We start from the raw sequence: 24,556 nt of genomic DNA, 5'->3' as shown, positions 1-24,556 counted from the left end.
AGCGTCGGATGAGCCTTCCCGACCATAGCCGGACTCTACCGGGCCAGCGTCACGGCGTCAAGGTTTTTATTCCTATTTATGCACATGACGAGGTAGATAATTCGGACATTGCTGCGACTGTCTCCCTTGCTTCGGCGGGTGAGGCTGGCGCGCCCGAAATTGAATTACTTTCCAGATGATCGACGCCGGGGTTTCCGTTCTTTTGGGATCGGGGCTGGTGTCCGCGAGCTTGCAGTGTTGGGAAGCCGAAGAACTTGTTTCAGACATTGTGCAGGCGACTTGCCGTGTGCGCCCTTGGTCATCTGGTTGAGATAAACCACGGTTAGGAGTGACGCGAGCCGGCTGAAGTTCTTTGCGGCGGTCCTCAGTTGGGAAACTTTGATTCCCGAATCGATCGACAAATGGAGGGCGCGCTTGCCTTCGACGAGGGTGAGCCGGTTCTCAGCTCGAATACCTGTATTGGCGAACATGATAGTTTCGCCGTGGGCAAGTGAGTTTCTAAAGGCTTGGTATTGGCGGGCCTTCTTGAGCGCTTTTTGCAGGAACACGGATAGGTCGCTATCTAAGGCTTGATTTGCGGACATCGCAGCGGCCAACATCTCAGCCCGCGCGGTAAAATTCCGGGCCGAATAGTATACGGCGCGGCTCATCTCGTGTTTCATTTCCGTGATGTGTTCGAAGTACCAAAACAGGCGTTGTTCGACATGAGACCAGTTGAGCATGGCGCGGCCAAAGGCTTCGACAAACAGCGCTTCGGCATGGTCCAAGGCCGCTTTGCTGACGGGGCGAGTTGCCATGAATAAGAAGCCTCCCACGGACCACCGTGACGGGAGGTCGCCGTTTCGGACCAAGCAGAGTATGCCACAAGCTAACCGCCTGCGCTTGCCCACTGAGGCTATCAGCGGACCGAAGACTTGCGATTCGGAAATGGTGGGCCGATTGCTACCGGGAGTCTAGGGCGCGCTTCTTTCGCCACCTCTGCACCCTGGCAAACGCCAAGACGGCCCCCACTCGTCGCCAAATGGGGGCCGCTTTGGTCGGCGGACGGTCCTCCGGAGAGAGGAGGGCTAGCACCGTCCGCGCCCTGCCGTGGGAGGCTCGGGTCCGACGCCCTCCCTGTGTACAGGGGATTCGGTCGTCCCAAATCCCCCCAAATGGGGGGGTGCCAGGCGGCCAACCCGCCCCTGCCAGCCGGCTACCGCCACGCCGCGCGCCGGGTCGGCGCCGCCTCGGCCCGCCGTCCCGGCACCGGGAAAACCACGTCATAAGCCCAGTTGAAGACGAAGGCGTAGACCAGGTAGAAGCCGGCGAAGCCAAGGTCCATCACCAGCGCATCGAGCAGGCTGATGCCGAGCTGCCAGGCGATGAACGGCATCAGCAGCGCCAGCAGCCCGACCTCGAACAGCACCGCGTGCAGGACACGGACGAGCAGCGTCTTGGCTACCGCGCCGGTCGCCCGCAGCATCGCGCGGTCGAACATCAGATTGAAAAGGTAGTTCCACGCCGTGGCGATCGTCGCGCCGACGATGGCGACGACGCCGATATCGTGCAGCGGCATGCCGAACGCCCAGGCGCCGAGCGGCGTGATGAGGATCAGCCCGATGATCTCGAAGCTGATGGCGTGGCGGATACGATCTCTGGTGGTGCGCATGACGCTCCCCTTCGGTCTCCGGGTCGTCCCGAAGGGTGTCTTCATGGGGAGGTCGTCCTCGCTCATTTCATCATATGCGAAGCGCTGTCACCGGCTGCAAGGGCGCCCGGGCGCGTTCGCTCCGGCAAGGTGGACCGGCCGGCGGCCAATGCCGCCGACCGGCCGCTTTCAGACAAAGAAATCGAACGTGTATTCGCCCACCCGGATGTCGGACGCCGTCAGCTTGGTGCCGGCATCGAACTGGGCGAACTTCGTCTTGTCGGCGATGCCGGAACCGTCCGCGTCGTAATAGAGGGCGCCGGTCTTCTGGTGATAGATCAGGTAGTCGTCGGCGTCCTTGGCCGACTTGCCCTTGTGGAATTCCGATCCTTTGACTTTCCCGGTCGAGAGCATCGGGAAGAAATCCTCGTCGAGATAGAGCCTGTCATCGCCGGACTCGAAATTCTTGATGCGATCGACGTTGGTCGCCGCATCGAGCGCCGAATCGAACAGGATCTTGTCGGTCTTGTTGCCGAGGACGAAGGTGTCGTTTCCCTCGTGGCCGTCCATCAGTCCCGTCGTCCTGGCGTCGCCCTTGTTCTTGATCGTATCGTCGCCCTCGCCGACCCGCACATCGCCAACGATCTTCATCTTGTTGATGATCTTGTCGTTGCCGTCATAGGTGAAGATGTCACCCTTGATCTTGCCCTCATTCGTCAGCTTGAGTTGCTCGTCGCTGTAGATCGCCACGGGCGCCTTGATCGTCGCGCCCTTCGCATTCATGATCTTGGCGGTCTGTCCGTAATAATCATCAAGCGCGATCGCATATTCCAGGGACCTTATGCTGGCGTAGTTGTCGATCGAGACACCGGTGGTGCCCATCGACTGGAAATCGATTTCGATCCCTTCGTACTCACCGAAGATGCGTCCCTTGTTTTCTATGCTGACGTCGCTTGATCCATCGGATTTGATGCCGGTTACATCGCCCGTGATCTTTCCCTTGTTTGAAACAGACAGCGGGCCCGAAAAATCTTCAACAAAGATCCCGATGTTTTCCGCGTTGATTTTTCCGCTCTTGGTATTCCTGACAACGTATTCGCCAAATGCGTCGGGATCGAAATAGACCCCGTCGTGGCCAGCAACCGATCCCTTGTTGACCAACGTGCTGGAAGCGAACTCGCTCAACACCCCGGCATCGGTGGCGGACACGGACACGCCCTTCGCAATCGTCCAGACCTCGAACGGTCCGGAATAGGTGATTCCGATCGGACCACCGCTGACATTGAGTTTCTGAACTGGCATGCTGTTCCTTTCCCCAGAACCGTCCCCTCGATCGCCCGAAGGCGAGCGAAATCAGGCTGAGGGATAGCACCCGTTAGGCTAACAAAACCCTGTCAGCCGCCCGGACAAAAGGATGAGCAGCCGCGACGGTCCGGAACGCGCAAGCCGCCCGGCCGTCTGGCAGGGCGAATGGTGATGTGGTTCTGGAAGCGATGCAGTTGAGGCGCGCCAGTTGGCGATGGGGACGTGCAATGAGCGGTAACAAAAAGGGTATCGGCAGCGACTTGAGGAGCGTCGATGCCCACGCTATCCGCCCGGAGGAATACGATGAGGCGCCGGAACTCACCGACGAGCAGTTGGCCCGCGCCGAGGTCCGTGAGGCTGGCAAGGTCGTACGTCGTGGCCGGCCGAGGCTCGATCGCCCGAAGGAGGCGGTGAAGATCCGCCTGTCGCAGGACGTGCTGGAGCATTTCCGCGCTGGTGGCCCCGGCTGGCAGACCCGCATCAACGAAAGCCTCGAACGCACCGTCGCGCGGCAACGCAAGGCTCACAGGCGCTAGACCCGCCGACACTCGCCTGCCGGCCTCTACCGCGCCGTCCTCAGGTCAGCAGCCAGCCGCCGTCGACGTCGACCGTCGTGCCGGTAACGAAGTCGTTGGTGATGACGAAGAGGATCGCCTGCGCCACCTCGTCGGCGGTGCCGGCGCGCGGGATCAGGTTGCCGGCGGAGCGCTTGTCGGTCGCCGCCTTGCGCTCGGCGCCGTCGGGCCCGTGCATCGGCGTGTCGATCATGCCGGGCGACACGACGTTGATCCGTTTCGGGGCGATCTCCGGCGCAACACCCCGGGCAAAGGCCTCGACCGCGCCGCCGACCGACGAGAGCGCGATCTGGCCCGGCCGCATCCGCCGCGCCGGCGTGCCGCTGACCAGGACGATGGCGCCCTTTTCCGTCAGGTGCCCGGTGCCGAAACGGACGACATTGGCATAGCCCCAGAGCTTGTTGAACGAGCCCTTGTAGCCGTCCATGTCCATCTCGAGGAACGGGCCGATGGCGCGCTCGCCGCCGGTCGCCGCGCCAACGAGGATGTCGAACGGTCCCTCGGCGGCGCACAGCGCCGCCACCGCGTCGCTGTCGCGGACGTCGCAGGCCTTCAGCGTGATGCCCGCCGGCACGTCGCCGGCCTTGTCGGGATTGCGGCTGATCGCCACCACGCTGGCGCCGCCGTCGGCCAGTTGCTTCGCTGTCGCCAGGCCGATGCCCGACGTGCCGCCGAATACAAGCGCCTTCTTGCCCGCGATATCCATTGTCCTTCTCCCTCTCTCAAATCCGTTCTTGGGCGGTCGCGCCTCAGGCGCTCCGCAGCGATTGCGCCGGCGCCTCGCGCCGCCTGTCGCCCTCCGCCAGCCCGAGCAGGCCGGGCAGCGCCGCCATGTCGTGAAAGACCGTCGCCCCGACAGCGGCCAGCCCGGCGCCGTCGTCATGCGGCGCGTAGCCGAAGCAGCGCATGCCGGCCCGCTGGGCGGCCGTGGCGCCGGTGACGCTGTCCTCGACGACGACGCTGTCGGCAGCGGCGACGCCCAGCGCCTGCGCCGCATGCAGGTACAGGCCGGGCTCCGGCTTCCAGGTGTTGAGCGTATAGGCGGAAAAGATCCGGCCGGCGAAGCGGTCGTGGATACCGATATGGCCGAGGGTGATTTCCATCTTGTCCTCACTGCCATTCGAGCCGACGCAGTAGGGAATGCCGGCGGCGTCGAGTTCGTCGAGCAGCGCCGGGATGCCGGGGATCATCTCTACCCCGTCCCTCAGCTTGACGAAGATCTCGGCATAAACCTCCTTGACCCAGTCGTCCGGCAGCGTCGCGCCCATGGCCGTCGCGGTCTCGCCGATAGTCGCCATCCGGCTGCCGACGAAACGCGCCATGCACGCCTCCGGCGTGATCTCGAGGCCGTAGCGGGTGAGGCTCGCCGCGACCACCTCGCTATGGGCGCTCTCGCTGTCGACCAGCACACCATCGCAGTCGAAGATCACCAGTTTCGGTCGGTCCACGTCGGTCATGTCCTGTGTTGTCGAGGAATCGCGGGCGTTGGAATTGCAGACGGTGTCCTACCCGCCCCGGCCGTCAAAGGCCAACCGGGGGCTGAGGCATGTGCTGATGGAAAGGCTCGCCCTCACCCGCCGGTCTTCTTGAGCGCCGTCGCCTTGCCGCGCTCGGCCAGTTCGATCAGGTCGGCCGGATCCTCGCCGGGCCAGTCAACGAGGTGGTCCTCATACGCCTCCACCGTCACGTCATTCTCCGAGATCGTCCGGCCGCGTACCGAGATCCCGGCATAGTGGACCGTGTCGGGATCGCCGGAGACCAGCGGATGCCACCAGTAGAGATCGCGACCGTCGGCGACCAGCTTGTAGCCGCAGGTCGGCGGCAGCCAGGTCAGCTCGGTGACGTTTTTCGGGGTCAGCGGCACGCAGTCCGGAACCCGCACCGAGCGGTTCGGATAATCGGCACAATGACAGGTTGAATCGTCGAGCAGATGGCAGGCAACCTCGGTCCAGTGGATCTGGCCGGTGTCCCAATCCTCGAGTTTGTTGAGGCAGCAGCGGGCGCAGCCGTCGCAAAGCGATTCCCACTGCGCCTGCGACATGTCCGCGAGCGCCAGCTCCTTCCAGAACGGCGTTCCGGGGACGTCTCCTGCTGTCGCGGATTTCCGCCGGGACCCGGCGCGGGGCGTCTTCACACTGCGGTCTTGCGGCATTCCAGATCTTCCGGCCTCCGGCACATGAACATCACCCAACAGCGGTGTTCAGAGGTGGTTCAGTCCGGAACCGATACCTCATGACCACGATCCGAGCCAGAAAAGAGGAGCCGGGACCCATGAAAACGCGCACAGCCATTGCCTTCGCCATCGTCTTGTCGCTGGGAGCCTCGGCGCTCTCCGCCCTCCCCGCCACCGCGCAATCGCGCGACGCCCTGATCGAAGCGCTGGCGCGCAATCCCCGCGCTGTTGCCGCCGATCCGGACTTCGTTCGCAAGATGGTGGCGCCGGAGACCATCCGCCATGCCCCGGCGCCGGCTTTCTCGACCCACGACCTCCGCCGCATGGCAACCCGCACGGTCGGCAGCGCCGAACGGCGCCAACTGGCCGCGGCGGTCGAGCAATACCAGCTTCCCAGCGTCGATATGGAGATCTATTTCGCCTATGATTCCGCGGTGATAGACCCGAATGCCTATGGCAGCCTGTCGGCCCTGGGCCAGGCCCTCAGCGATCCGCGGCTCAGCGACCAGACCTTCCTGATCGCCGGCCACACCGACGCCTCGGGCAGCAATGGGTACAACCAGCAGCTCTCCGAGCGCCGCGCCTGGTCGGTCAAGGCCTTCCTGGTCGCAAACTTCGCCATCGACCCGGAATCGCTGATCGCGGTCGGCTATGGCGAGGAAAACCTCAAGGACCGCTTCGACCCGGTCTCCGGCGTCAACCGCCGCGTCCAGCTGGTCAATCTCGATATTCAGTAGGAACGCCCGCCTGGCTTGCACGCGCCGCCGGTCCCATCACCATGGGGCCGGCGTCTTGCCGCCCGCCCTTGACGCGACAGGTAACCGGTCACCATCTGAACATGGAAGAGACGCGCGCAAGCGCCTCGCCCCGAGACACTCGCCATGAACGACACCGCCCGCCACATTGTCTGCCCGCATTGCGAGGCGATCAATCGCGCCCCCGCTGGCAAGAATCCGGGCGCGGCCAAGTGCGGCCAATGCCACAAGCCGCTCTTCGACGGGCATCCCGCAGCCGTCCGGTCGGCGAGCTTCGACAAGCATGTCGCCCGCAACGACATTCCGGTCGCCGTCGATTTCTGGGCGGAGTGGTGCGGCCCCTGCAAGATGATGGCGCCGGCCTATGCGAAAACCGCCGCTGAACTTGAGCCCGGAATGCGCTTCCTCAAGCTCGACACCGAGGCCGAGCCGCAACTGGCGTCGCGCTACAAGATCCGCGGAATTCCGACGACGATCGTCTTCAAGGGCGGCAAGGAAGTCGCGCGGCGGGCCGGCGCCATGGACGCGGCTACGCTTTCGGCCTGGCTGAAGCCCTTCACCGCCTGAGCCAGCGATCTATCCTACCCTTCCTTAACTTCGCCCACTTGCCTATCCTTTACTGATCGGCGACATCATCGGCTTGAGTCGAGCCAGCACACCGGATCAGTCCTTTGCGCGATCCCTTTCAGTCGAGTAACCGGAAACGGCGCACGATCCGCCTGATCGATATCGATTCCTGGGTGGACACCGGCCTGTTTCGGACAGGGCGTTTCATTGGCGCCAAGATCGAGGCCTTCTCGGTCTTCATGCGCCGCTTCCGCCTGACCGGATTCCCGCGCGCGGTATCCGAAGTCGGCAGCGACGCCCTGACACTCGGCCTCGGCGGAGCCGTGCTGGCCGTTGCGCTGGCCCTCCCCGCCTTCGATGCGACGCGTAACGGCTGGGAATCGCAGGGCGATTATTCCGTCACCTTCCTCGACCGCAACGGCAACGAGATCGGCAAGCGCGGCATCAAGCGCAAGGAAACCGTGCCGCTTGAAGAGATGCCCGACCACCTGATCAAGGCGGTGCTCGCGACCGAGGACCGGCGCTTCTTCACCCATTTCGGGATCGACGTTCCCGGCACGGTCCGGGCGATGGGCGAGAACCTGCGCGCCGATGCCGTGGTCCAGGGCGGTTCGTCGCTTTCGCAGCAGCTTGCCAAGAACCTCTTCCTTTCGAACGAGCGGACACTCGAACGCAAGATCAAGGAAGCTTTCCTGGCTCTCTGGCTCGAGACCAACATGTCGAAGGAGGAAATCCTCAAGCTCTATCTCGACCGGGCCTATATGGGGGGTGGCAATTTCGGCGTCGAGGCGGCGTCGGAATACTATTTCGGCAAGTCGGTGAAGGACGTGAACCTTGCCGAGGCGGCGCTGCTCGCCGGCCTGTTCAAGGCCCCGGCCCGGTATGCGCCGCACGTCAACCTTCCGGCGGCCCGCGCCCGCGCCAATGAAGTGCTCACCAACATGGTCCAGGCCGGCTTCCTGACCGAGGGCCAGGTGATCGGCGCGCGGCGTCACCCGGCCAACGTCATCGAGCAGACCGACACGGCCGGGTCGCCGAATTACTTCATGGACTGGGCGTTCGACCAGGTGAAGCAGTTGCGGCTCAAGGGCGACCGCAGCCTGACCGTCCGCTCGACCGTCGACCTCGGCTTCCAGAAGGTGGCCGACGAGGCGGTCGAAACGATCCTCCGCGAGAAGGCCGACGTTTACCGGGCGCGGCAGGCGGCCATGGTCGTCGTCGAACCCGACGGCGCGGTCCGGGCCATGGTGGGTGGACGCGACTATGGCGAGAGCCAGTTCAACCGGGCGACCGACGCGCTGCGCCAGCCGGGCTCGTCCTTCAAGCCGTTCGTCTACGCGACGGCAATGATGAACGGCTACACGCCGCAAAGCATCGTTCGCGACGCGCCGCTGTGCATCGGCGGCTGGTGCCCGCGCAATTATTCCGGCGGCTACTCCGGCGCGGTGTCGCTGACCACGGCGCTGGTCAAGTCGATCAACATCATACCGGTCCGGCTGGCCCAGGCCATCGGCCGCGACAAGATCGTCGAGACCGCCAAGAAGATGGGTCTGACGACAGAACTTCTGATCACCCGGTCGCTGCCGCTCGGCGCCGCCGAGGTCAAGGTCGTCGACATGGCGGGTGCCTATGCGGTCTTCGCCAATGGCGGCTACAAGGCGACGCCCTATGCCTTCACCCAGGTGATGAACAGCCGCGGCGACGTCCTCTACGATCGGCGCAAGGATGCGCCGCCGCCGGAGCGCGCGCTCGACGACACGACCGTCGCCGCGATGAACGAGATCCTGTCCCAGGTGCCCGAATGGGGAACCGGCCGCCGGGCCAAGCTCGACGGCATCAAAACCGCGGGCAAGACCGGCACCACCTCGGCCTATCGCGACGCCTGGTTCGTCGGCTATACGGGCAATTATGCGGCCGCCGTCTGGATGGGCAACGACAATTACCAGCCGACCCGCCGCCTCACCGGCGGCAGCCTGCCCGCGACAATCTGGAACCAGGTGATGACCTATGCCCATGCCGGCGTGCCGGTGAAACCGATTCCGTTCGTCGAGCCGGAAGACGGCGACAGCGATGCGGTGGTCGCCGAAGCCGAGACGCCGGAAGGTGGAGAGGATGTCCGCTCGGCGGCAACCCTGTCGGCCGCGGCGACGGCGCAATTGATCCGGCTGGAAGAATTGATGCGCTCCGCCCGCCCGCTTCGCCCGGTCGCCAGCCTTGCCGTCCCCCGGCCGATCGGCGAGATCGGCCTGGCCGGTGCCGACCCTGCAACCACGAACCTTCCGGCGCTCCCCGACGCCCGATAGGTATCCTTCAAGTCGATTGGCGCGCAGGCGGCTCGCCCTGTATCCTGCGACTCGCGGCATGGGACTCTCCGAGTGCGACCCCTCATAGACATCGCGATAGCCATCGTCATCGCTGCGGGGATCGGTCTGTCGACCGCCTGGCTGGCAGTCGAGCGCGGCAACATCTTCGGCCTCGTCAGGATCGGTGACTGGACCGCCTCGCCCGAGGCCGGCAGCCCGGGCGCCGACCCGTATGCGGTGGCCCGGCTGGCGCGAACCGGCGAGCTGCCGCTGGGCGCCGGCGAGGGGCTGGCATTCACGGTCAGCGTCGATGCAGACGGCGATCCGCTCGCCGGCAACTGCACCTACCACATTGACGGCCAGACTCCGGCGGCGCGGCTGTGGACCCTCACCGCCTACGATCAGGATGGCCGGCTGATGGCCAACGCGGCGCAGCGCCAGGGCTTTCACTCGCGCGAAATTCTCCGCCGCACCGACGGCAGTTTCGATATCGTTGTCTCGCCCGACGTCCAGCCCGGCAACTGGCTGCCGATTGCCGGGGCCGAAAGATTCAAGCTGGTGCTGCGCCTCTACGACACGCCGCTGACCACGGGCACGCCGGCCGACTCCACCATGCCGGATGTCCGGCGGGAGCAGTGCCGATGAACCGGACCCTGCTCTACGTTATCGGCGGCCTGATGCTTGCCGGCATCATCCACATTACCTCCGTCCTCATGGTCCCGCTCTTCGCGACGGCCGACGCCTGGTCGCAGATGCGCCAGTTCGGCCGCGACGGAGCGTTCCATGTCCTGCCCCAGGCCAGGCCGGGTGCCGAACCGCTCGACGGTCTCGATCCCCGGATGCTCTATTCGGTCTGCCGTTTTTCCCTCGCCGATGGACCGCTTCAGATCTCGGCGGCCCTTCCCGACAGCTTCTGGTCGATCGCCGTGTTCGACCGGCGCGGACGGAACGCCTACAGCCTCAACGACCGCGCCGCGGAGCGGTCGGAACTCGACCTGGTGATCATCACGCCGGTGCAGATGGCCCAGTTGCGGCAGGACCCGCCGGAGGCGCTCGAAACCGCCATCGTCGTCGAACTGCCGCTGGATACCGGCTTTGCGTTGATCCGGGTTTTTGTCAGCGACGACACCATGCTGCCCCGCGCCCGGGCGGCGCTCGACAGCGCCGAATGCAGCAACGCGATCTAGGCGATCGGCCGGGTTACGGGGTTCGTCGCGACCGGTCCTTGTCGCCACCCTCTCCGTATCCGGCCCGCCCCAAGGTGTCGCGCAGGCGGTAGCCAAGGTCGACGATCGGCCTGTCGATACGGGTGCCCGGGAAAATCACGATCTCGCAATCGCCGTCCCGGCGTTGACCGGCGCGGCGTGTGCTTTCGCGACAAAGCGGCTTGAAGCCGAGAATCGTTCCCATGCGATCTCTCCGGATCGAACCAGCCGGGCTCTGCGCCCCGGCCGTCGGCGAACGCTCGCTGCATACTCGTGCCGATTAAGGGTCTGGCAAGGTTAACAGTCCGCTAACGAGTATCGGGCAAGATCATTCCAGCGCGTCATTCGCCACGGATCCCGATCATGCGAAACATGCCTATTCCCGAAGCTTTGGTGACATTGTCCGGACAGCAGAGCCATGATGCGACGCTGTTGCGCGCATCGACCGAACTCTTCGTCCAGGCCGCGGCCCATGACCGCGACGAGATCCGCCGCTACGAGGACCTCGCCTTCTACCTCGTTCCCCGGGTCAGCGTGAGCGAACGCGCCTTCGTCGCAAGGCGACTTGCCGTGCGTATCGATGCGCCGCCATCCGTCATCCGGCTGCTGGCGCGCGACGTGCTCGAGGTCGCCGAACCCGTCCTGCGGGGCTCGCCCATTCTCGGGTCGCTCGACCTCCTCGCGGCGATCGCCGCGACCGGCCCGGCGCATCACCGCCTGATCGCTGGCCGGCCGGCACTTGGCCCGGACGTCGAGCGGGCGCTCCGCCTTGGCGCCGATCCCGACGTCGCCCTCATTCTTGATCGCCGGCATGGTCCCCGGGAAAGCCTGCCGGACGACCCGGCGGTCGGCAGCCGGAACGCGAACCGTCAGGGAGATAGCAAGTCGGCGGATCGCAATCGTCTCGATCCGTGGACCTTCCTGTCGCTCGACCGCAAGGCGCGGCTTCGCGTGATGGCGGAGATTGCCTCGGGCGGCCATGCCGAAACCAGGGCTCAGGGCAGCGTCACCAGACAGGCGGATCGCGCCTTCCAGTCCATCCTCGGCGGTGCTCAGATTGTCGGTTTCGCGCGGATCCGGGATCGCCAATCGCTGATTTCGGCGATCGCCGACGGGCTGGATCTGGCGGAAGAATTCGTCGTCGCCTGTGTCGACGATGCGACCGGTGAACTGCTTGCGACGCTCCTCAAGGCGCTGACGCTGACCAGCGACCAGGCCCAGCAGGTCATGCTGCTGGCCTCGCCTGTCGGCAGGGATCCGTCGGGCTTCTTCAGCCTTTGCGATCTCTATGCCGGCATGGAGCCTGCGGTCGCCGAGACCCTGACCCTTGCCTGGCGACAGGCACCGGTGGTCGGCGCCCCTCGCCATCAGCCCACCTACGCCGACACCCGGGATCGGGCCCGCACCGACACCGATGCGGCGCGCGCGATCCCGCGTCTGGCGCCGGCGCGGCGGGCCGACAACCGCACCTAGTCTTCGTCTGCCAGATCGAGGAACGGACGCCCCTCCCGGTCCTCCACCGCGACGATCCAGACGTCCGGATCGAAGCGGGTCTGCCGGTCGATGGCTTGCTGGATCTCATCTGCCGGGGCCGATTCCGCCACGCGCTGGAACCGACGATCGGCGGGATGCGCGTCGTCGAAGAGGCTCTGCGGCGCTGGCGCGTAGAGGTCTGAAAATCCATCCAGTCGATCGACGATGACGAGGATCGCGCCGGCTTCCTCGGCCCCCCGGCGGGCGACGACCGCGAAGGCGCCCTCGACCTGGCAGCGCCGGACATAGGCGCCGACCCAAAGAGAGGAGGTCACCCGCATCGCGCGGTCAGATCGACTGCATCGCGCCGATGCTGACCAGTCGTTCGACGACCTGTTCGTCCGGCTCGCCGGTGATCGGCAGGCCGTTGTCGAGTTCGAACCGGCGCACGGCATTGGCGACCTCGTCGCTCGGCAGGCCGTCTTCGGCCACCGGGCCGTAGCCGATCCGGTTCAGGGCGCGCTGGACGGCGACATAGCGATTGCGCGTGGCGATCTCGATCGCCGAAGCGACGGCGTCGCCCTCGACCGGGGCGATGTCGACCGGCGCGGCCTCGACCGGCTCCGACGGCACCGCATTCACCGGGAGCGGCTCGACCGACTCGCCGCCTTCGATCGGCGGATTGACCGGGATCGGCGTCTGCTCGGGCGCCGATGCCGGCTCGGGCCTGACGGCGGCGACAGAGGCGGTGTTCATGTGATCGAGGATGTCGGCGGTCGGCTTGCCGGTCACGGCGAGGCCGGCGGATTTCTGGTAGGCGACGATCGCCGCCTCGGTGCGCGATCCCGAGATGCCGTCGACCTTGCCGTCGTAGAGGCCCTTGTCGGCGAGCTTCTGCTGCAATTCGGTGATGATCACCTGGTCGGGAATTGCCTTGGGAAGCGGCGGCGCGGGCGTCGGCACCGGCACTGACTCATCCGCGATCGCCGCCAGCGACGCTTCGTCCATCTGCGCGGCGGCGCGCGGGCGCGGGTCGGGTACGACCGGCTCGAGCGCAGGCTCGGCGGCGGCGACGGGCGACGGCCGGGTCATGAAAAGCGGCTCGGGATGACGGGCCTTCTGCAGGAAGACCGCGTTGGAAACCACCGCTGCCACGGTCAACGCCATCACCACGAGTCCGCTGGACATCGCCGGATTGGCGATCGCCCGGTCAAAGACGCGCGCCATGACGCCGTCCCCGGCGACCTCCTCATCCTCGAAGTCGATCTCTGCCGCCGGCTGGCGGCGGCTGGTGCTTCTTGCTGCCAAGGTCACGGTCCCAATGATGAGAACACTTCGATCTGCACCGCCATGGTGGCCAGTTTATGCTTAAGGAACGTTAAAGATGGCGCACATGCAGGAGCGTCTCCGACCCGTCCAAATTCGATAAAATTTGAATCGAATTGCGATTGCAGCCTGAACCCGGCCTTTAGCGCCGGTTGCTAGGGTGATGCCTGGAACTGGGACAGACCACGACGAAAACGAAGGTCGGACGGATGTTTCTTATTCGAGCTGCATTCTGGTTGTCAGTCGCGATCCTGCTGATCCCCACGGATTCGCAGACCGGCGAGGCGCCGCGCGTGACCCTGGTCAACGCCTTCCTCGCCGCCAAGGCGACGGTTGCCGATCTCTCGGCATTCTGCGACCGGAACCCGGATGTCTGCGTCACCAGTGGCGCCGCGTTCGAACTGTTCGCTGAAAAGGCGGAGAGCGGCGTCCAGATGATCTACAACTATCTTGATACCCCGCCGGAGCCGGAGACCGGCGCCGGCACGCTTCGCCAGGACGACATCGCCCTGCCGTGGAAGGGCGCCGACGGCGGACCGGCCTGAACGTCTGGGACCGCCTCCCGACCGTAGCATTTGCGACGCGCCGCCAGTCGGCCTATATCGCCGGGATGGATCAGCCGGCATTCAAGCTCCCGCCTATCGACGACATCGTCGCCGATTTCGACCTGCTCGACGAGTGGGAGGATCGGTATCGCTATGTCATCGAACTCGGCAAGGCGCTCCCGCCCCTCCCCGACGCCGACCGGACGACGGACAACAAGGTCCGCGGCTGCGCCAGCCAGGTCTGGCTTGCCACCAGCATCGACGGCGAAGGCGCCGACGCCCACCTTCGTTTCCGGGGCGACAGCGACGCGATGATCGTTCGCGGTCTGGTGGCGATCGCGCTGTCGCTTTTCGATGACAAGAGCGCTGCGGACATAGAGGCGACCGACGCGGAGGCGCTGTTCGACCGGCTCGACCTGCGGGCCCATCTGACGGCGCAACGCTCGAATGGCCTGCGCGCCCTGGTCGATCGCATCAAGGCCGACGCGCAGCGGGCGCGCGCCGCCTAGTCCTGCGGGTCGACGATCGGACGATAGTCGTCGCTTCCCCAGTGCCGGATGCCGGACCGACTGCCCCGCGCTGACACCGTGAGTCCGTAGTGCCTGGCGAGACTGGCGAGCGCCAGCCTCAGCACCAGCTTGGCGGACCGGACCGGCCAGCAGCGCTCCTTCTCGATTTCCTCGATCCCCTTCAGGAAGCAGCAGAAATCGACGAGCACGCCAGCGAATTCGGGGCCGACGGCGGCGAGCGCCTGCTCGACCCGTCGCCGCGCCCCGATCGCCGCGTCGGCGAGGTCGGCCATGCCGCCGCCGCGCCTGCCCCCCGGAATCGCGCTCGACCAGTCGGCGGTCACGCGCGGCATGAGTTGCGCCCGGGTGTAGTCGGCGCGAAGGCGTTCGCCGGCCGCAAACTCCGCGTCGTCGATCAATGGCTTGCCGTTGCGGCCGGTGGTGCGCCGGAGGCGGGTCAACGGGCTCTCGTCGGCATTGCGCGTCACCGACTGCCGGCCGCCCGTTCCGTCATCGACGACCGCCGATTCCAGCGTCCTGTGCTGCTCGCCGAAACCGTCTCCCTCGCACAGCCGCCGACGCAGGAAGGCGCGCCCGCTCTCGGTCAACGTCAGGACACTCCCGTCGCAGCGCAGCAGGTCGCGGGCGACCAGGCGCCTGGCAACCGGATCGTCGTCGCGCACCGGCCGGGCGGTCCCGGACGCCAGGCGCCGCAGCAAGCGCTCCGCTTCACGATCCTCGCCGCCGCCTTTCATTCGCCGCCTCCGGACGTCGCCGATGGACGCCCGCGAATATCGATCGCCCGCTCGAGACAGTCGAGGATCGAGTCGATCCGCGGATCCTCGCGCCGCTCCTCGACCTGCCTGCAGGCGTGGCGCGCGGTGGTGCGGTCGCGATCGAAGAGCCGGCCGACATCGACATAGGACAGTTGGAGCCGGGTATGCGCCAGGTACATCGCCGTCTGGCGGGCAAAGGCGACGTCGGCGCGCCCCCTGCCGCTGGCGCCAAGCGCGTCGGGCCGCAGCCCGAAGGCGGAAGAGACGGTCGCCCGGAGAAAGGGGGCGATTGAAGCCGAATCGGCCCCTTCCATCCGCTTGGGGCCGGTTTCCCGGCATGAGACATCTTCGATTTGACGAATGACCATCTACGCACTCCGTTCCGCCAGGCACATGTATAGGATTTATTTCCTAATTATATACGTGACAAAGCAAATGACAGACGCTACTGATTCGGTCGACAGGCCAGCGCTTCAGAATGACGAGATCGAGATCACGCCCGAGATGATCGAGGCCGGCGTCGATGTGCTCGCTATGTGGTACGCAGAGCCTTATCCGGTTGAGGTTTTTCAACGGCTTTCGCGCGAGATTTTCGACGCGATGCAGCGCGTTGCGCGCCCCGTGCCTTGAGGTCCGCGACAACAATTTCACTGAGTATCCGCCCGTTGAGATTGGCGGCGCGAATAAGCGTGTGTTCCGCTTGCTTCACCGAAACGCGCCTCGCCGCCAAGAACGCATGTGGATTCGACGCCGACGGCGGGGACAAGTACGTCTTTCCGTCTTTGCTGGCCGTGTACCAGATCCCATGAACGTAGTCGTTCCTCAGTTTGTTTATCGACGCGAACTCGTCGATGACCTCATCGAAAACCTGCTCTCTGGAAACATTGAGAGGGGTCGCCGTCAGGAGCGTCCGCATGATATCGACGCGCAGTCTCTCGGCCGTGATCGACCGGAAGATTGCGTAAGACGCGATTTTTGTCTGGTCGCCAGCGAGTTGCGCGAAAACGTCGATCATCGATTCTTCCAAGTGCGGCCAGACGCCGACCAGTTGGCCGATGACTTGAGCAAGTTCCGCATTATGTATGCCGGAAACAAACTCCCCGTCAGGTGGGCGCCCTCTCGGGTTCCCGTCGAGTCCATATCCCTTGAACCGGACCAACGGCTTTGAGCTAGGTGTGTTCATGACAGACTCCCCCGAACCGAAGTTCCAGGAGGTCGTTAAGCGGCTTCTCTCAACGCCCCCCAAGCCCCATACTGCCACCAAGGGTAGCAAGGGCAAGGGCGATGACGCTAAGAGCGATAGAGGGAAAGCGAGCGGTCCTCGAAAGGATCGCCGCCGAACTGGCAAGGCTCAGGACTGAAGCTGACGACATAGGCGAGGGATTCCTCGCCTTTCTTTTAGCAAACGCAGAAACCGAGGCTTTTAACCGTGCCCAACAGGCAGCGGAGGATGACGCATGAATAATACGGCCTATTACGGGTTCAATGGCCCCATCGATTCGCACAGCGTCACGCGCCTCTGTGCCACCCTCAACCACGGCGTCAACAACGGCGCGGGCGAGATCTACCTCACATTCAGTTCACTAGGCGGGTACACGGCGGACGGCATTTACCTCTACAACCACATCCGGGCATTGCCAGTCCCGGTTACGATCCATGCGACAGGGAATATTGCGTCGGTCGCAGTCGCGGTTCTGGCAGGGGCAGAGACGCGGCTCTGCTCTCAGCACGTGCTCTTCATGATCCATCCTACCGCCGTACCCGGCAGCGCGGAGGGCATGTCATGGGAGCGGCTACGAACCCTTATGGACTCGGCTTTGGCGGAAGAAGATCGCACGGATGGCATCCTGCGCGATCGGTGTAGCATCCCCGACAATATTCTGACCGCCCGCCGATTCCGGGAGGTGCACTTCTCCCCGGAGGATGCGGTCAAATTCGGTGTCGCGCATCGCGTCGAGGAGTTCGCGCTCCCGCACGGATGTCAGATGATCCAGATTTAGACGCGGCTTATCCATGGCTTCTTTCCTCCCGCGAATTATGCGGCATCATACGCTAACCGCGCTTCGGCGCGATTCGTTTCTTTCGCCACATCTGAAAGTGGCGGACCTTCTGCCTGATCGTCTTAGGCTTCACCAATCCGCCGATAGGTGAGGCGCTTGCCTTCGATGCCCTTCAAGGCTTCGTCGCAACGCATGGCGTCGGTGTAGCCGAGCGCGGTGCGGCGGTTACGGCGGAACTCGAACTCGACCAAATACCGGTGCAAATGGGCCTCGCTGCAATGCTGGTAGACGCCAGTCATGCCGCGCTTGAAGACGGAGAACACGTTCTCGACCGTGTTGCTGTGGACGATGCGCTCGCTCTCGTAACGGACGTACTCACCGCCTGAGTGCTTCACGGTGTGGTGGCCCGCATACTCCTTGCCGGTTTCGGTGTAGAGGCGGCTTTCGTCGGTGTGCAATTCGCTGTCGCGACGGACGTTGCGAACCAGAATGTCGCGGACGTTCTCTTTCGTCGCGTTCTCGACATGGAACATACGGACCTCGCCGCCACGCTCGACCAGCGCGACAACCGGGTTCTTGGACTGCGGGCCTTTGCGCTTGATGTAGGGACGCTCGCCACGCTGCTTGGAGAAGCGGGGCTTGGATGTCTTGCCGATGTAGGTCTCATCGGCTTCCACGACCTTCCCTGAGCCGCCAATCGGGCCTGCATTGTCGTCGCGCATCGCTTCGCGGATGCGATGCATCATGAACCAAGCGGTCTTGTAGGTGACGCCGATCATGCGGTGCAGCTGGTGAGCGCTCATCCCCTTCTTGGAACTGGTGAGAAGGTGCGTCGCATACAGCCAGACGTTCAACTGGATCTTGGAACGCTCGAAGACGGTTCCGACCGTGACGGTGAACTGATCCCGACAGGCGTTGCACTGATACACGCCAGGACGATGGGCCTTGCCCTTCATGCTGGTCACGTCGTCGGCACCGCAATGCGGGCAAATGGCACCGTCCGGCCAGCGCTGGGCTTCCAGATATTCGCGGGCCTTTTCGGCGTCGGTGAAAATCGGGTTGATGTTCTTGGCCATCGGTCGGTTCCCCTGTCTGCTTGACTTATTTGGGGAATCGGGCCTGCTTTGTCAAGTATATAATTAGGATTTATTTCCTAATTATATGGTTGACAAAGCAGGGTGGAGGGGCGAGAATCAGCCATCAAGTCAAGGGCAACGGCCATGAACCTCACCGATCCTCGCTTCACCGACCCGAACAAGGCGCGTGAATACCTCGAAGCGCAACGCTGGCCGCAAGGCCCGGTCTGCTCGCATTGTGGTTCGTTCAACGCCACGACATTGAAGGGCAAGGCGCATCGTGTCGGCCTCTACCAGTGCAACGATTGCCGTGAGCAGTTCACCGTCACGACTGGCTCTGTCATGGAGCGCTCCAAAATCCCGCTCAACAAATGGCTATTGGCGATGCACCTCATGGGCGCGTCAAAGAAGGGCGTCTCGGCGCACCAGCTGCACCGCATGTTGGGCATCGGCTATCAGGCGGCGTGGTTCCTCGCGCATCGTATCCGCGAAGCAATGAAAGACACCTACACGGGGCCGATTGGCGGCGAAGGCAAAGTGGTTGAGGCGGATGAAACTTATTTCGGTCGCCGCGAGACGCCCAAACCTTCCGAGCAGCGCAAGGGCCGTCCGTACCTGAAACGCAAAAAGCCTTTCGACAAGCGGTCTGTCGTGGCGCTGGTCGAGCGCGGCGGACAGGTCCGTATGTTCCACGTCGAACACGCAACGAAGGTGAATATTCGAGACGTGCTGGTTCGGAATGTGGATCGCAAGTCGATCCTCAATACCGACGAATCAAATTTCTACACCGAGACGGGCCGCGAATTTGCCAAGCACCAGACCGTCAAGCATTCGGCTGGCGAGTATGTCCGTTACGAGGACGGTTTCGCCATCCACTCAAACACGGTCGAGAACGTCTTTTCCGTGTTCAAGCGCGGAATGAAGGGCACCTATCAGCATTGCGGCGAAGCGCACCTGCACCGCTACATTGCTGAGTTCGATTTCCGCTACAATCGCCGCACGGCTCTTGGCGTTGGAGATACCGAACGCGTCGCGGACATCATTAAAGGCTCGGGCGGCAAGCGCTTGCTATACACTAGCCCTGACAAAGCCAGTCACGCTTAAACAAAAAGCCCGAAACTTCATTCGTTGGCGTCAGAGGCGCGCTTCTCGCCCTTAGCGGGCGGGCCGGGTCTTTGCTTTCCAGCCTTGCCCTTGCCGGCCGCTTCAACTCTCGGCTTCGGCGGCGTCGCTAAGACACGCCTGGCAATCTCTGATAGGGTCTTCTCGTTCTGATTGCGCGAGTCGGCCATGACAAACCAATTGTTTGAGGGCCCGCGATTAAAGATCGAACGGGCCAAACGCCATATCGAGGAATTGGAGTCGCGGATCAAATCCTTCCGCGACCTCAACCCATACAGCCTCGTTCGTGAGACCGATCCGGATACCGGAGATAACGTCTATCGCGTCCGAATCAAGGAAGTGATCCCTTGTGACTTCAGCGTCATCATCGGTGACGCTGTTCACAACCTTCGCTCTGCCTTGGACCAAGTCGTTTGTGACTTGGTTGCCGCGAACTGCGGACGCGTGACGAGGAAGACCGGGTTTCTTATCACAGGAAGTCGCGACACGTTCGAAACCCATTTTCCCGAAAAAATAAAGGGGGTCAGCAAACGTGCCGAGCGGGCGATGCGACGGTTCAAGCCATACGAAAGTGGGTGCGATTTGCTTTACTTTTTGAACTGGCTCGACATCGAGGACAAACACAAGGGCATCATTGCGGTAGGGGCCGCACACCGACAAGTGCGCGCCGTCCACACGGTTCACGCCTCGCAAATCGTTCCCGGGCAACCCATCAAGATCCCCGTCAAGGTAGGCCCCAACCACATCGTCTGCCCTCTGACAGACAATGCGGAAGTGTTCCGTACCGGCCCAACGGGCTTCGATGAGGATGTTGAGGTCGCCATTGAGGTAGCGGTCGCCGAGGCGCCTATTGGTCAGGGTCAGCCTATTGTGCCAATCCTCGCACAAACCGCTCATTTCATCGAAAAGGGCGTCGACATCCTTGAACGGCACGCCCTCTAAAACGCTGGCCTGTCGCGAATCGTTATACGCGCCCGACATTGCTTTGTCATCCATATAATTAGGATTTATTTCCTATGTAAGGATAACGCAAGTCCGCCACGACGGGGATAACTTTCGCTGACGATCGCGGGGTGGGCACAACCCGGGGACTTATCCCCGCCGGCAAGAATGGGCGGAGACTCGCATCCGACAAAGGAGCGAGACCGATGACCTCACGCAACTGGCCCAACCTTGAGACCGGATCCCGGCAGGACCGCAAGCCGTCCCGCCTTCGCGATCATGCAGCGCGATCTGTAGCGCGTGTCATCGCGGCGGGGACCGAGACCTACGATCGGATGCGGCACCTGCCGCGGCTCATTCCGATGACCTGCGATCAGATCGCCGACGACACGATGGAGACGCGGCGCGCCATCCTCGCCCGCCTGGCCCGCGCGCTGCGGGCAGAGCGCAGCCGCGGCCGCGCCGGACACTGGACTTATGACCTCAACCGTCACATCGGCCTGAGGCAGGCCTTCGAGGCGGAGCGGCGTCGGCTTGGCCCCGGCGAGGCTCCGCCCAAAACACATCCGCCGCCAAAAGGCGGCGGATGAAACAAACAGGGCGAATGCCCGAAGATCAGGACTTGCGGCGACGCTGCTGGCCGAGGCCCATCTTCTTGGCGAGAGCCGAACGCGCCGCGGCATAGTTCGGAGCAACCATCGGATAGTCGGTGGCGAGGCCCCACTTCTCCCGGTATTCCTCAGGCGACATGTCGTAATGGGTGCGCAGATGCCGCTTCAGCGACTTGAACTTCTTTCCGTCCTCGAGACAGATGATGTAATCGGGGAACACCGACTTCTTGGGGTTCACCGCCGGCTTCAGAGGCTCCGGCTCCGGCTGGTTCAGGCCCTGATGCGTGCTGCTCAGCGCGCGGTGAACCTCCGAGATGAGCGTCGGCAGGTCTTGTGCCGGAACCGAATTGTTGCTGACGTAAGCTGATACAATTTCGGCGGCCAGATCAATGAGATCGGCGCTGGCGGTTTGTTCGGTCATGGTTCACCCTGTTCACATTGAATACAATAGCAACGGCGCATCGAGCGTTTGACATCATACTGTTTCGGAACTCGGCGAGAATTTGCGGTTACCGATTCGTATGATTAGCGCACCGAACCCGGATACTTTGCACCGTATATAGACGGTGACTTTCAAAAACAAGTGGCAAACGTCGTTGGACAAAATCTACTGTCCAAACCTTGGTCGGCTGCTGTTTGCGACAATATTATCGCTACGCGACCACCCCGGCTGAACAAAAAAACCTTCTCTTCAATCGTTCCAAACAGCACCCACGTGCGCATCGGTTGATCGAATCGGTGAAAACGTATCAAAGGTAGTAGAAGACCAGATACGCCGACAGCATCAGAACTGCCCAGAAGGCCATGCTGCCTGTCGGCCAACTTCGCGCAAGTATGCCGGTCGGGCCATGGTGGCGATATACTGCCTGGAGCGCCCTGGTCGCGGCGCGCTGGCCCCTGTTCATCATGGCGCCCCCCGCCGATTGCCTGTCCATCCGCGCGATAACCGACGGTCCCAGTCGCCGCCACAGCCAGTCGACGTCGAGGGTGATCGTATCCGCCGGCTTCAACCAGCGCAGCAGCACGAAGAAGGCAAGACCGGCAAACAACAGCAGCAGCAGTTGCGCCACGACATGCGAGGTGGTGTAGGGCACGAAGTCCACCGGGAATGGCAGCATCGCATAAAGCGGCGCGGGAAAGACACCTATGCCGATACACAGGATGGCCATGAGGATCATCGCCAGACGCATGGTCCAGGGCGGGTCGGGCGGGCGGAGCCCGGAATCCTTCTGGAAGAAGACAAACCACGGGAACTTGATCCCGGCCATGATCGGCAAGGCGGCGGAGGCCGCCATCAGCAGAAACCACACCGCCGCCATACCGTCGATCTTGGCGCTGTCGGAAATCATCGACTTGGTGACGAAGCCCGAGGTCAGCGGCATGGCCGACATCGCCAGCGCCCCGACGATCGCACAGGCCGTGGTCAGCGGCATCGTTCGAAAGAGTCCGCCGAGCTCGGTGCATTTGGTGCGTCCGGCCACGTACATGACCGATCCGGCCGCCATCAGCAGCAGCCCCTTGTATATGATATGGATGAAGGCATGCGCCGCTGCGCCGTTGAGCGCCATCTCGCTGCCGATGCCGATCGCGACGAGGATGAACCCGATCTGGTTGACGATCGAATAGGCGAGAATCCTGCGCATGTCGTTTTCGAGGATCGCGTAGATGATCCCGTAGAAGACCATGACCATGCCGACCCAGATCAGCACCTCCTCGCCCGGGAAGCCGCGCAACAGGACAAAAACCGCGGTCTTGGTGGTGAAGGCCGACAGGAAGACCGTCCCGGACCACGACGCCTTGGGATAGGCATCCGGCAGCCAGGCGGAAACCGGCCAGCTTCCGGCATTGAGGAGGAAGCCCGCCAGGATCAGCCAATGGGCCGGCGTATCGGCCAGCATCGGGCCGAAGGCGATCGAACCGGTGTCGGCGATATGCCCGGCGATGCCGGCCATCAGCACAACGCCGCCGAAGAGGTGCATGACGATGTAGCGCTGCCCGGCGCCGCGGGCCCCTGCCCCGGCCATCCAGATGACCAGCGTCGAGCAGACCGCCATCACCTCCCAGAAGACGAAGACGGTGATCAGGTCGCCGGCGAAGACCACGCCGATGGCGCTGCCGGCATACATGAAGGCAACCGGGACTTCGGCGAGCCGCTCCTGCCGCAAGGCGAACAGGCCGCCGGCAAAGGCCATCAGCGAGAAGATCGTGCCGAACAGCCGGCTGAGGGCGTCGGATCGGAAAGGGACGAGCTCGTATCCAAGCCAGTGAATGCCGCCGGCCGCTCCATCCGGCAGCCCCCAGATCAGCGCCAGGACCGCCAGCGGCGCGGCGAGGATGACGATGTCGCGGATCGGGCCACGCAGCCCGAGCAGCACCATGCCGGCGACGATCATCACCAGCCCCGGCAGCAGGAACGGCAGGAGCGCGCCGAGGCTAGCCGTCATAGTAGGTGTCCTTCCGCCTGAGAAGGACACCCAGGCCCCTGGCCGCGACCACCAGGACGACGCAAGTGACAAAGGCGTACCAGGCGTAGAATCCGACGGTGCCGTCCATGCCGAAGGCGCCATGGTGATCGATGAAGAAATCGCCGATGACGAAAATCGCCAGGACCGCCACGAACGCGATCCAGATCAGGCGGATCGAGGACGGACGGGCCAGCCAGTGTTCGTCATTCTTCGGTTGCGACATCGGCCTTGCGAAACCAGGGGGAAACGGGCGCGGGCAGAGAGCTGCCCGCGGATTGCGGCTACTGTCGACACAGGTTCCGACGCCAAGTCAAGATTGCGCCGGCGAGCGGGCGGCGATTCCCGCCACCCGCCGCGACCTGGCCATTGGAATCCTCACAAAAGCTCGTCTTTCAGCTCGACCAGGGCATCGAGGACGAAACCGATCTGGTCGAAATACTCGTTCTCGACCAGTTCGACCGAATCGCCGTTCCAGGAGTGCGAGCCGGTGACGAGATTGCCGACGACGATCAGGGAGGCGCCGGCATAGCAGCCGCGACAGGCGGCGATCGCCAGGATCGCCGCGACCTCCTGCTCGACGCTCAACACGCCGATATCCTTGTAGGTCTTAACGTATTCCTCGATCCGCTGGGACGGATAGAACCCGTCGGTGGTGCGGATGATGCCGGCATGGACGGTGTTGCCGGCGGCGCGCGCCGCCTTCACCAGAGCGTTCACGACCCGGTAGTCGGAAACCGCCGGATACTGCTGCGGCGCATAGTAGCGGGTCACGCCCTCGTCCCGCACGGCGCCGGTCGGGATCACCGTGTCGCCCATGGCGATGTTTTCCTGGATCGCGCCCGTGGCGCCGATCTGGAGGAAAATCTTGCCGCCGAGATTGATCAGTTCTTCCATGACGTTCGACGTCTGGCCGGCGCCGATGCCGGCGCAACAGACCGTCACCGGCGTGCAGCGATACGACCCGGTGATCGTATTCACGCCCCAGACGCTGTCGTTACGGACCGTGATATCCTCGAGAAGGGCTTCCGCCCGCACGACGTGATCGCGCATGTTGGCGAGGATCACCAACGGCGCGATCTCGCCGGCCTTGCATTCGGTCACCGGCGCGACGCCGCCCGCCATTTCGACATATTTCGGCAGTTTCAGCACACCCAACGTCTTCTCCTTCGCGCGGTTGCCCCTGTGGGGTCGTCTTCGT

General features: G+C 63.7%; 30 protein-coding genes. 13 read left to right on the top strand and 17 right to left on the bottom strand.

The genetic code is table 11. From position 1 onward, the window contains the following. Nucleotides 1–164 precede the first annotated feature (164 nt). The 3 genes from BLT60_RS11890 to BLT60_RS11880 all read right to left on the bottom strand — a co-directional run bounded on the left by BLT60_RS11890 (nt 165) and on the right by BLT60_RS11880 (nt 2,932). Nucleotides 165–797, bottom strand: coding sequence for a hypothetical protein (locus BLT60_RS11890; protein ID WP_139167814.1), 633 nt, complete (start codon nt 795–797; stop codon nt 165–167). A gap of 398 nt (nt 798–1,195) precedes the next feature. Beyond that, nucleotides 1,196–1,651: a PACE efflux transporter gene (locus tag BLT60_RS11885; RefSeq protein ID WP_090876793.1), complete on the bottom strand. Its 456-nt coding sequence runs from the start codon at nt 1,649–1,651 to the stop codon at nt 1,196–1,198. Nucleotides 1,652–1,819: 168 nt separating this feature from the next. Further along, complete coding sequence (locus BLT60_RS11880; protein WP_090876650.1) at nt 1,820–2,932, bottom strand: hypothetical protein; 1,113 nt, start codon at nt 2,930–2,932, stop codon at nt 1,820–1,822. 230 nt (nt 2,933–3,162) lie between these two features. Here BLT60_RS11880 and BLT60_RS11875 point away from each other — a divergent pair, with 230 nt between their 5' ends. Beyond that, nucleotides 3,163–3,471, top strand: coding sequence for a BrnA antitoxin family protein (locus BLT60_RS11875; RefSeq protein WP_090876649.1), 309 nt, complete (start codon nt 3,163–3,165; stop codon nt 3,469–3,471). 40 nt (nt 3,472–3,511) lie between these two features. Here the strand turns inward: BLT60_RS11875 and BLT60_RS11870 are convergent, their stop codons facing one another. From BLT60_RS11870 to BLT60_RS11860, 3 genes are all read right to left on the bottom strand, one after another. Beyond that, complete coding sequence (locus BLT60_RS11870) at nt 3,512–4,216, bottom strand: SDR family oxidoreductase (protein ID WP_090876648.1); 705 nt, start codon at nt 4,214–4,216, stop codon at nt 3,512–3,514. Nucleotides 4,217–4,259: 43 nt separating this feature from the next. Further along, entirely contained in the window at nt 4,260–4,958 is a 699-nt protein-coding gene (locus BLT60_RS11865) for an HAD family hydrolase (RefSeq protein ID WP_210185601.1), read from the bottom strand. Between the two features lie 122 nt (nt 4,959–5,080). Beyond that, nucleotides 5,081–5,662: a YcgN family cysteine cluster protein gene (locus tag BLT60_RS11860; protein ID WP_090876646.1), complete on the bottom strand. Its 582-nt coding sequence runs from the start codon at nt 5,660–5,662 to the stop codon at nt 5,081–5,083. A gap of 119 nt (nt 5,663–5,781) precedes the next feature. On the opposite strand from BLT60_RS11860, the gene BLT60_RS11855 reads away from it, so the two are divergent. The 5 genes from BLT60_RS11855 (at nt 5,782) to BLT60_RS11835 (ending at nt 10,495) form a co-directional block, all read left to right on the top strand. Next, the gene (locus BLT60_RS11855) at nt 5,782–6,420 is read left to right on the top strand and encodes an OmpA family protein (RefSeq protein WP_175478394.1); all 639 of its coding nucleotides are present in this window, start codon (nt 5,782–5,784) and stop codon (nt 6,418–6,420) included. Between the two features lie 144 nt (nt 6,421–6,564). Beyond that, nucleotides 6,565–7,005 carry a thioredoxin TrxC gene (gene trxC, locus BLT60_RS11850; RefSeq protein ID WP_090876644.1) on the top strand — a complete coding sequence of 147 codons (441 nt, stop codon included), beginning with the start codon at nt 6,565–6,567 and terminating at the stop codon, nt 7,003–7,005. A gap of 95 nt (nt 7,006–7,100) precedes the next feature. Beyond that, the gene (locus BLT60_RS11845) at nt 7,101–9,308 is read left to right on the top strand and encodes a transglycosylase domain-containing protein (RefSeq protein WP_210185606.1); all 2,208 of its coding nucleotides are present in this window, start codon (nt 7,101–7,103) and stop codon (nt 9,306–9,308) included. A gap of 72 nt (nt 9,309–9,380) precedes the next feature. Then, nucleotides 9,381–9,953 carry a DUF1214 domain-containing protein gene (locus tag BLT60_RS11840; RefSeq protein WP_090876643.1) on the top strand — a complete coding sequence of 191 codons (573 nt, stop codon included), beginning with the start codon at nt 9,381–9,383 and terminating at the stop codon, nt 9,951–9,953. Next, the gene (locus BLT60_RS11835) at nt 9,950–10,495 is read left to right on the top strand and encodes a DUF1254 domain-containing protein (RefSeq protein ID WP_090876642.1); all 546 of its coding nucleotides are present in this window, start codon (nt 9,950–9,952) and stop codon (nt 10,493–10,495) included. Before BLT60_RS11840 ends, BLT60_RS11835 begins: the two co-directional genes overlap by 4 nt. A 13-nt stretch (nt 10,496–10,508) precedes the next feature. Here BLT60_RS11835 and BLT60_RS11830 read toward each other — a convergent pair whose 3' ends face one another. Further along, the gene (locus tag BLT60_RS11830; RefSeq protein WP_090876641.1) at nt 10,509–10,718 is read right to left on the bottom strand and encodes a hypothetical protein; all 210 of its coding nucleotides are present in this window, start codon (nt 10,716–10,718) and stop codon (nt 10,509–10,511) included. A 188-nt stretch (nt 10,719–10,906) separates the two neighbouring features. On the opposite strand from BLT60_RS11830, the gene BLT60_RS11825 reads away from it, so the two are divergent. After that, nucleotides 10,907–11,986 (top strand): DUF2336 domain-containing protein, encoded by a 1,080-nt coding sequence (locus BLT60_RS11825; protein WP_175478393.1) that lies wholly within the window; start codon nt 10,907–10,909, stop codon nt 11,984–11,986. Here the strand turns inward: BLT60_RS11825 and BLT60_RS11820 are convergent. Beyond that, nucleotides 11,983–12,327, bottom strand: coding sequence for a DUF1491 family protein (locus tag BLT60_RS11820; RefSeq protein WP_090876639.1), 345 nt, complete (start codon nt 12,325–12,327; stop codon nt 11,983–11,985). The two genes, BLT60_RS11825 and BLT60_RS11820, sit on opposite strands and share 4 nt — an antisense overlap. A gap of 7 nt (nt 12,328–12,334) precedes the next feature. Then, nucleotides 12,335–13,294: a peptidoglycan-binding domain-containing protein gene (locus BLT60_RS11815; RefSeq protein ID WP_139167812.1), complete on the bottom strand. Its 960-nt coding sequence runs from the start codon at nt 13,292–13,294 to the stop codon at nt 12,335–12,337. A 227-nt stretch (nt 13,295–13,521) separates the two neighbouring features. Here BLT60_RS11815 and BLT60_RS11810 point away from each other — a divergent pair, with 227 nt between their 5' ends. Together BLT60_RS11810 and BLT60_RS11805 are read left to right on the top strand one after the other, a co-directional pair. Continuing rightward, nucleotides 13,522–13,857 (top strand): DUF5330 domain-containing protein, encoded by a 336-nt coding sequence (locus BLT60_RS11810; protein WP_139167811.1) that lies wholly within the window; start codon nt 13,522–13,524, stop codon nt 13,855–13,857. 65 nt (nt 13,858–13,922) lie between these two features. After that, on the top strand, nt 13,923–14,366 hold the full coding sequence (locus tag BLT60_RS11805; RefSeq protein WP_090876791.1) for a SufE family protein: 444 nt from the start codon (nt 13,923–13,925) through the stop codon (nt 14,364–14,366). Here the strand turns inward: BLT60_RS11805 and BLT60_RS11800 are convergent. From BLT60_RS11800 to BLT60_RS24035, 3 genes are all read right to left on the bottom strand, one after another. Further along, nucleotides 14,363–15,121 carry a DUF6456 domain-containing protein gene (locus BLT60_RS11800; protein WP_090876636.1) on the bottom strand — a complete coding sequence of 253 codons (759 nt, stop codon included), beginning with the start codon at nt 15,119–15,121 and terminating at the stop codon, nt 14,363–14,365. The genes BLT60_RS11805 and BLT60_RS11800 overlap by 4 nt on opposite strands. Beyond that, on the bottom strand, nt 15,118–15,510 hold the full coding sequence (locus tag BLT60_RS11795; RefSeq protein ID WP_244521231.1) for a helix-turn-helix domain-containing protein: 393 nt from the start codon (nt 15,508–15,510) through the stop codon (nt 15,118–15,120). The genes BLT60_RS11800 and BLT60_RS11795 overlap by 4 nt, the downstream gene beginning before the upstream one ends. Nucleotides 15,511–15,674: 164 nt before the next feature. Continuing rightward, nucleotides 15,675–16,325, bottom strand: a complete 651-nt coding sequence (locus tag BLT60_RS24035) for a hypothetical protein (protein ID WP_139167810.1) — start codon at nt 16,323–16,325, stop codon at nt 15,675–15,677. 274 nt (nt 16,326–16,599) lie between these two features. Here BLT60_RS24035 and BLT60_RS11780 point away from each other — a divergent pair, with 274 nt between their 5' ends. After that, nucleotides 16,600–17,142: an ATP-dependent Clp protease proteolytic subunit gene (locus tag BLT60_RS11780; protein ID WP_090876632.1), complete on the top strand. Its 543-nt coding sequence runs from the start codon at nt 16,600–16,602 to the stop codon at nt 17,140–17,142. Nucleotides 17,143–17,264: 122 nt separating this feature from the next. On the opposite strand, the gene BLT60_RS11775 is transcribed toward BLT60_RS11780, so the two are convergent. Continuing rightward, a complete protein-coding gene (locus BLT60_RS11775; protein WP_090876631.1) occupies nt 17,265–18,218 on the bottom strand; it encodes an IS1595 family transposase in 954 nt (317 codons plus the stop codon). A 144-nt stretch (nt 18,219–18,362) separates the two neighbouring features. Here BLT60_RS11775 and BLT60_RS11770 point away from each other — a divergent pair, with 144 nt between their 5' ends. The 3 genes from BLT60_RS11770 to BLT60_RS11760 all read left to right on the top strand — a co-directional run bounded on the left by BLT60_RS11770 (nt 18,363) and on the right by BLT60_RS11760 (nt 20,872). Beyond that, a complete protein-coding gene (locus BLT60_RS11770; RefSeq protein ID WP_090876630.1) occupies nt 18,363–19,322 on the top strand; it encodes an IS1595 family transposase in 960 nt (319 codons plus the stop codon). Nucleotides 19,323–19,508: 186 nt separating this feature from the next. Continuing rightward, nucleotides 19,509–20,282 carry a hypothetical protein gene (locus BLT60_RS11765; protein ID WP_090876629.1) on the top strand — a complete coding sequence of 258 codons (774 nt, stop codon included), beginning with the start codon at nt 19,509–19,511 and terminating at the stop codon, nt 20,280–20,282. Nucleotides 20,283–20,488: 206 nt separating this feature from the next. Beyond that, the gene (locus BLT60_RS11760) at nt 20,489–20,872 is read left to right on the top strand and encodes a DUF6477 family protein (RefSeq protein WP_244521230.1); all 384 of its coding nucleotides are present in this window, start codon (nt 20,489–20,491) and stop codon (nt 20,870–20,872) included. A 25-nt stretch (nt 20,873–20,897) separates the two neighbouring features. Here the strand turns inward: BLT60_RS11760 and BLT60_RS11755 are convergent, their stop codons facing one another. The 4 genes from BLT60_RS11755 to BLT60_RS11740 all read right to left on the bottom strand — a co-directional run bounded on the left by BLT60_RS11755 (nt 20,898) and on the right by BLT60_RS11740 (nt 24,507). Next, complete coding sequence (locus tag BLT60_RS11755) at nt 20,898–21,314, bottom strand: Ros/MucR family transcriptional regulator (RefSeq protein WP_090876628.1); 417 nt, start codon at nt 21,312–21,314, stop codon at nt 20,898–20,900. A gap of 328 nt (nt 21,315–21,642) precedes the next feature. Beyond that, nucleotides 21,643–23,337, bottom strand: coding sequence for a Na(+)/H(+) antiporter subunit D (locus BLT60_RS11750; protein WP_090876627.1), 1,695 nt, complete (start codon nt 23,335–23,337; stop codon nt 21,643–21,645). After that, nucleotides 23,327–23,581 carry a hypothetical protein gene (locus BLT60_RS11745; protein WP_090876626.1) on the bottom strand — a complete coding sequence of 85 codons (255 nt, stop codon included), beginning with the start codon at nt 23,579–23,581 and terminating at the stop codon, nt 23,327–23,329. The genes BLT60_RS11750 and BLT60_RS11745 overlap by 11 nt, the downstream gene beginning before the upstream one ends. 152 nt (nt 23,582–23,733) lie before the next feature. After that, nucleotides 23,734–24,507 (bottom strand): nucleoside phosphorylase, encoded by a 774-nt coding sequence (locus tag BLT60_RS11740; RefSeq protein WP_090876625.1) that lies wholly within the window; start codon nt 24,505–24,507, stop codon nt 23,734–23,736. Nucleotides 24,508–24,556 lie beyond the last annotated feature (49 nt).

Origin of the sequence: Bauldia litoralis (assembly GCF_900104485.1) — a bacterium.
Taxonomy (GTDB): Bacteria; Pseudomonadota; Alphaproteobacteria; order Rhizobiales; family Kaistiaceae; genus Bauldia; species Bauldia litoralis.
This window is presented reverse-complemented; position numbering and strand designations above follow the sequence as displayed.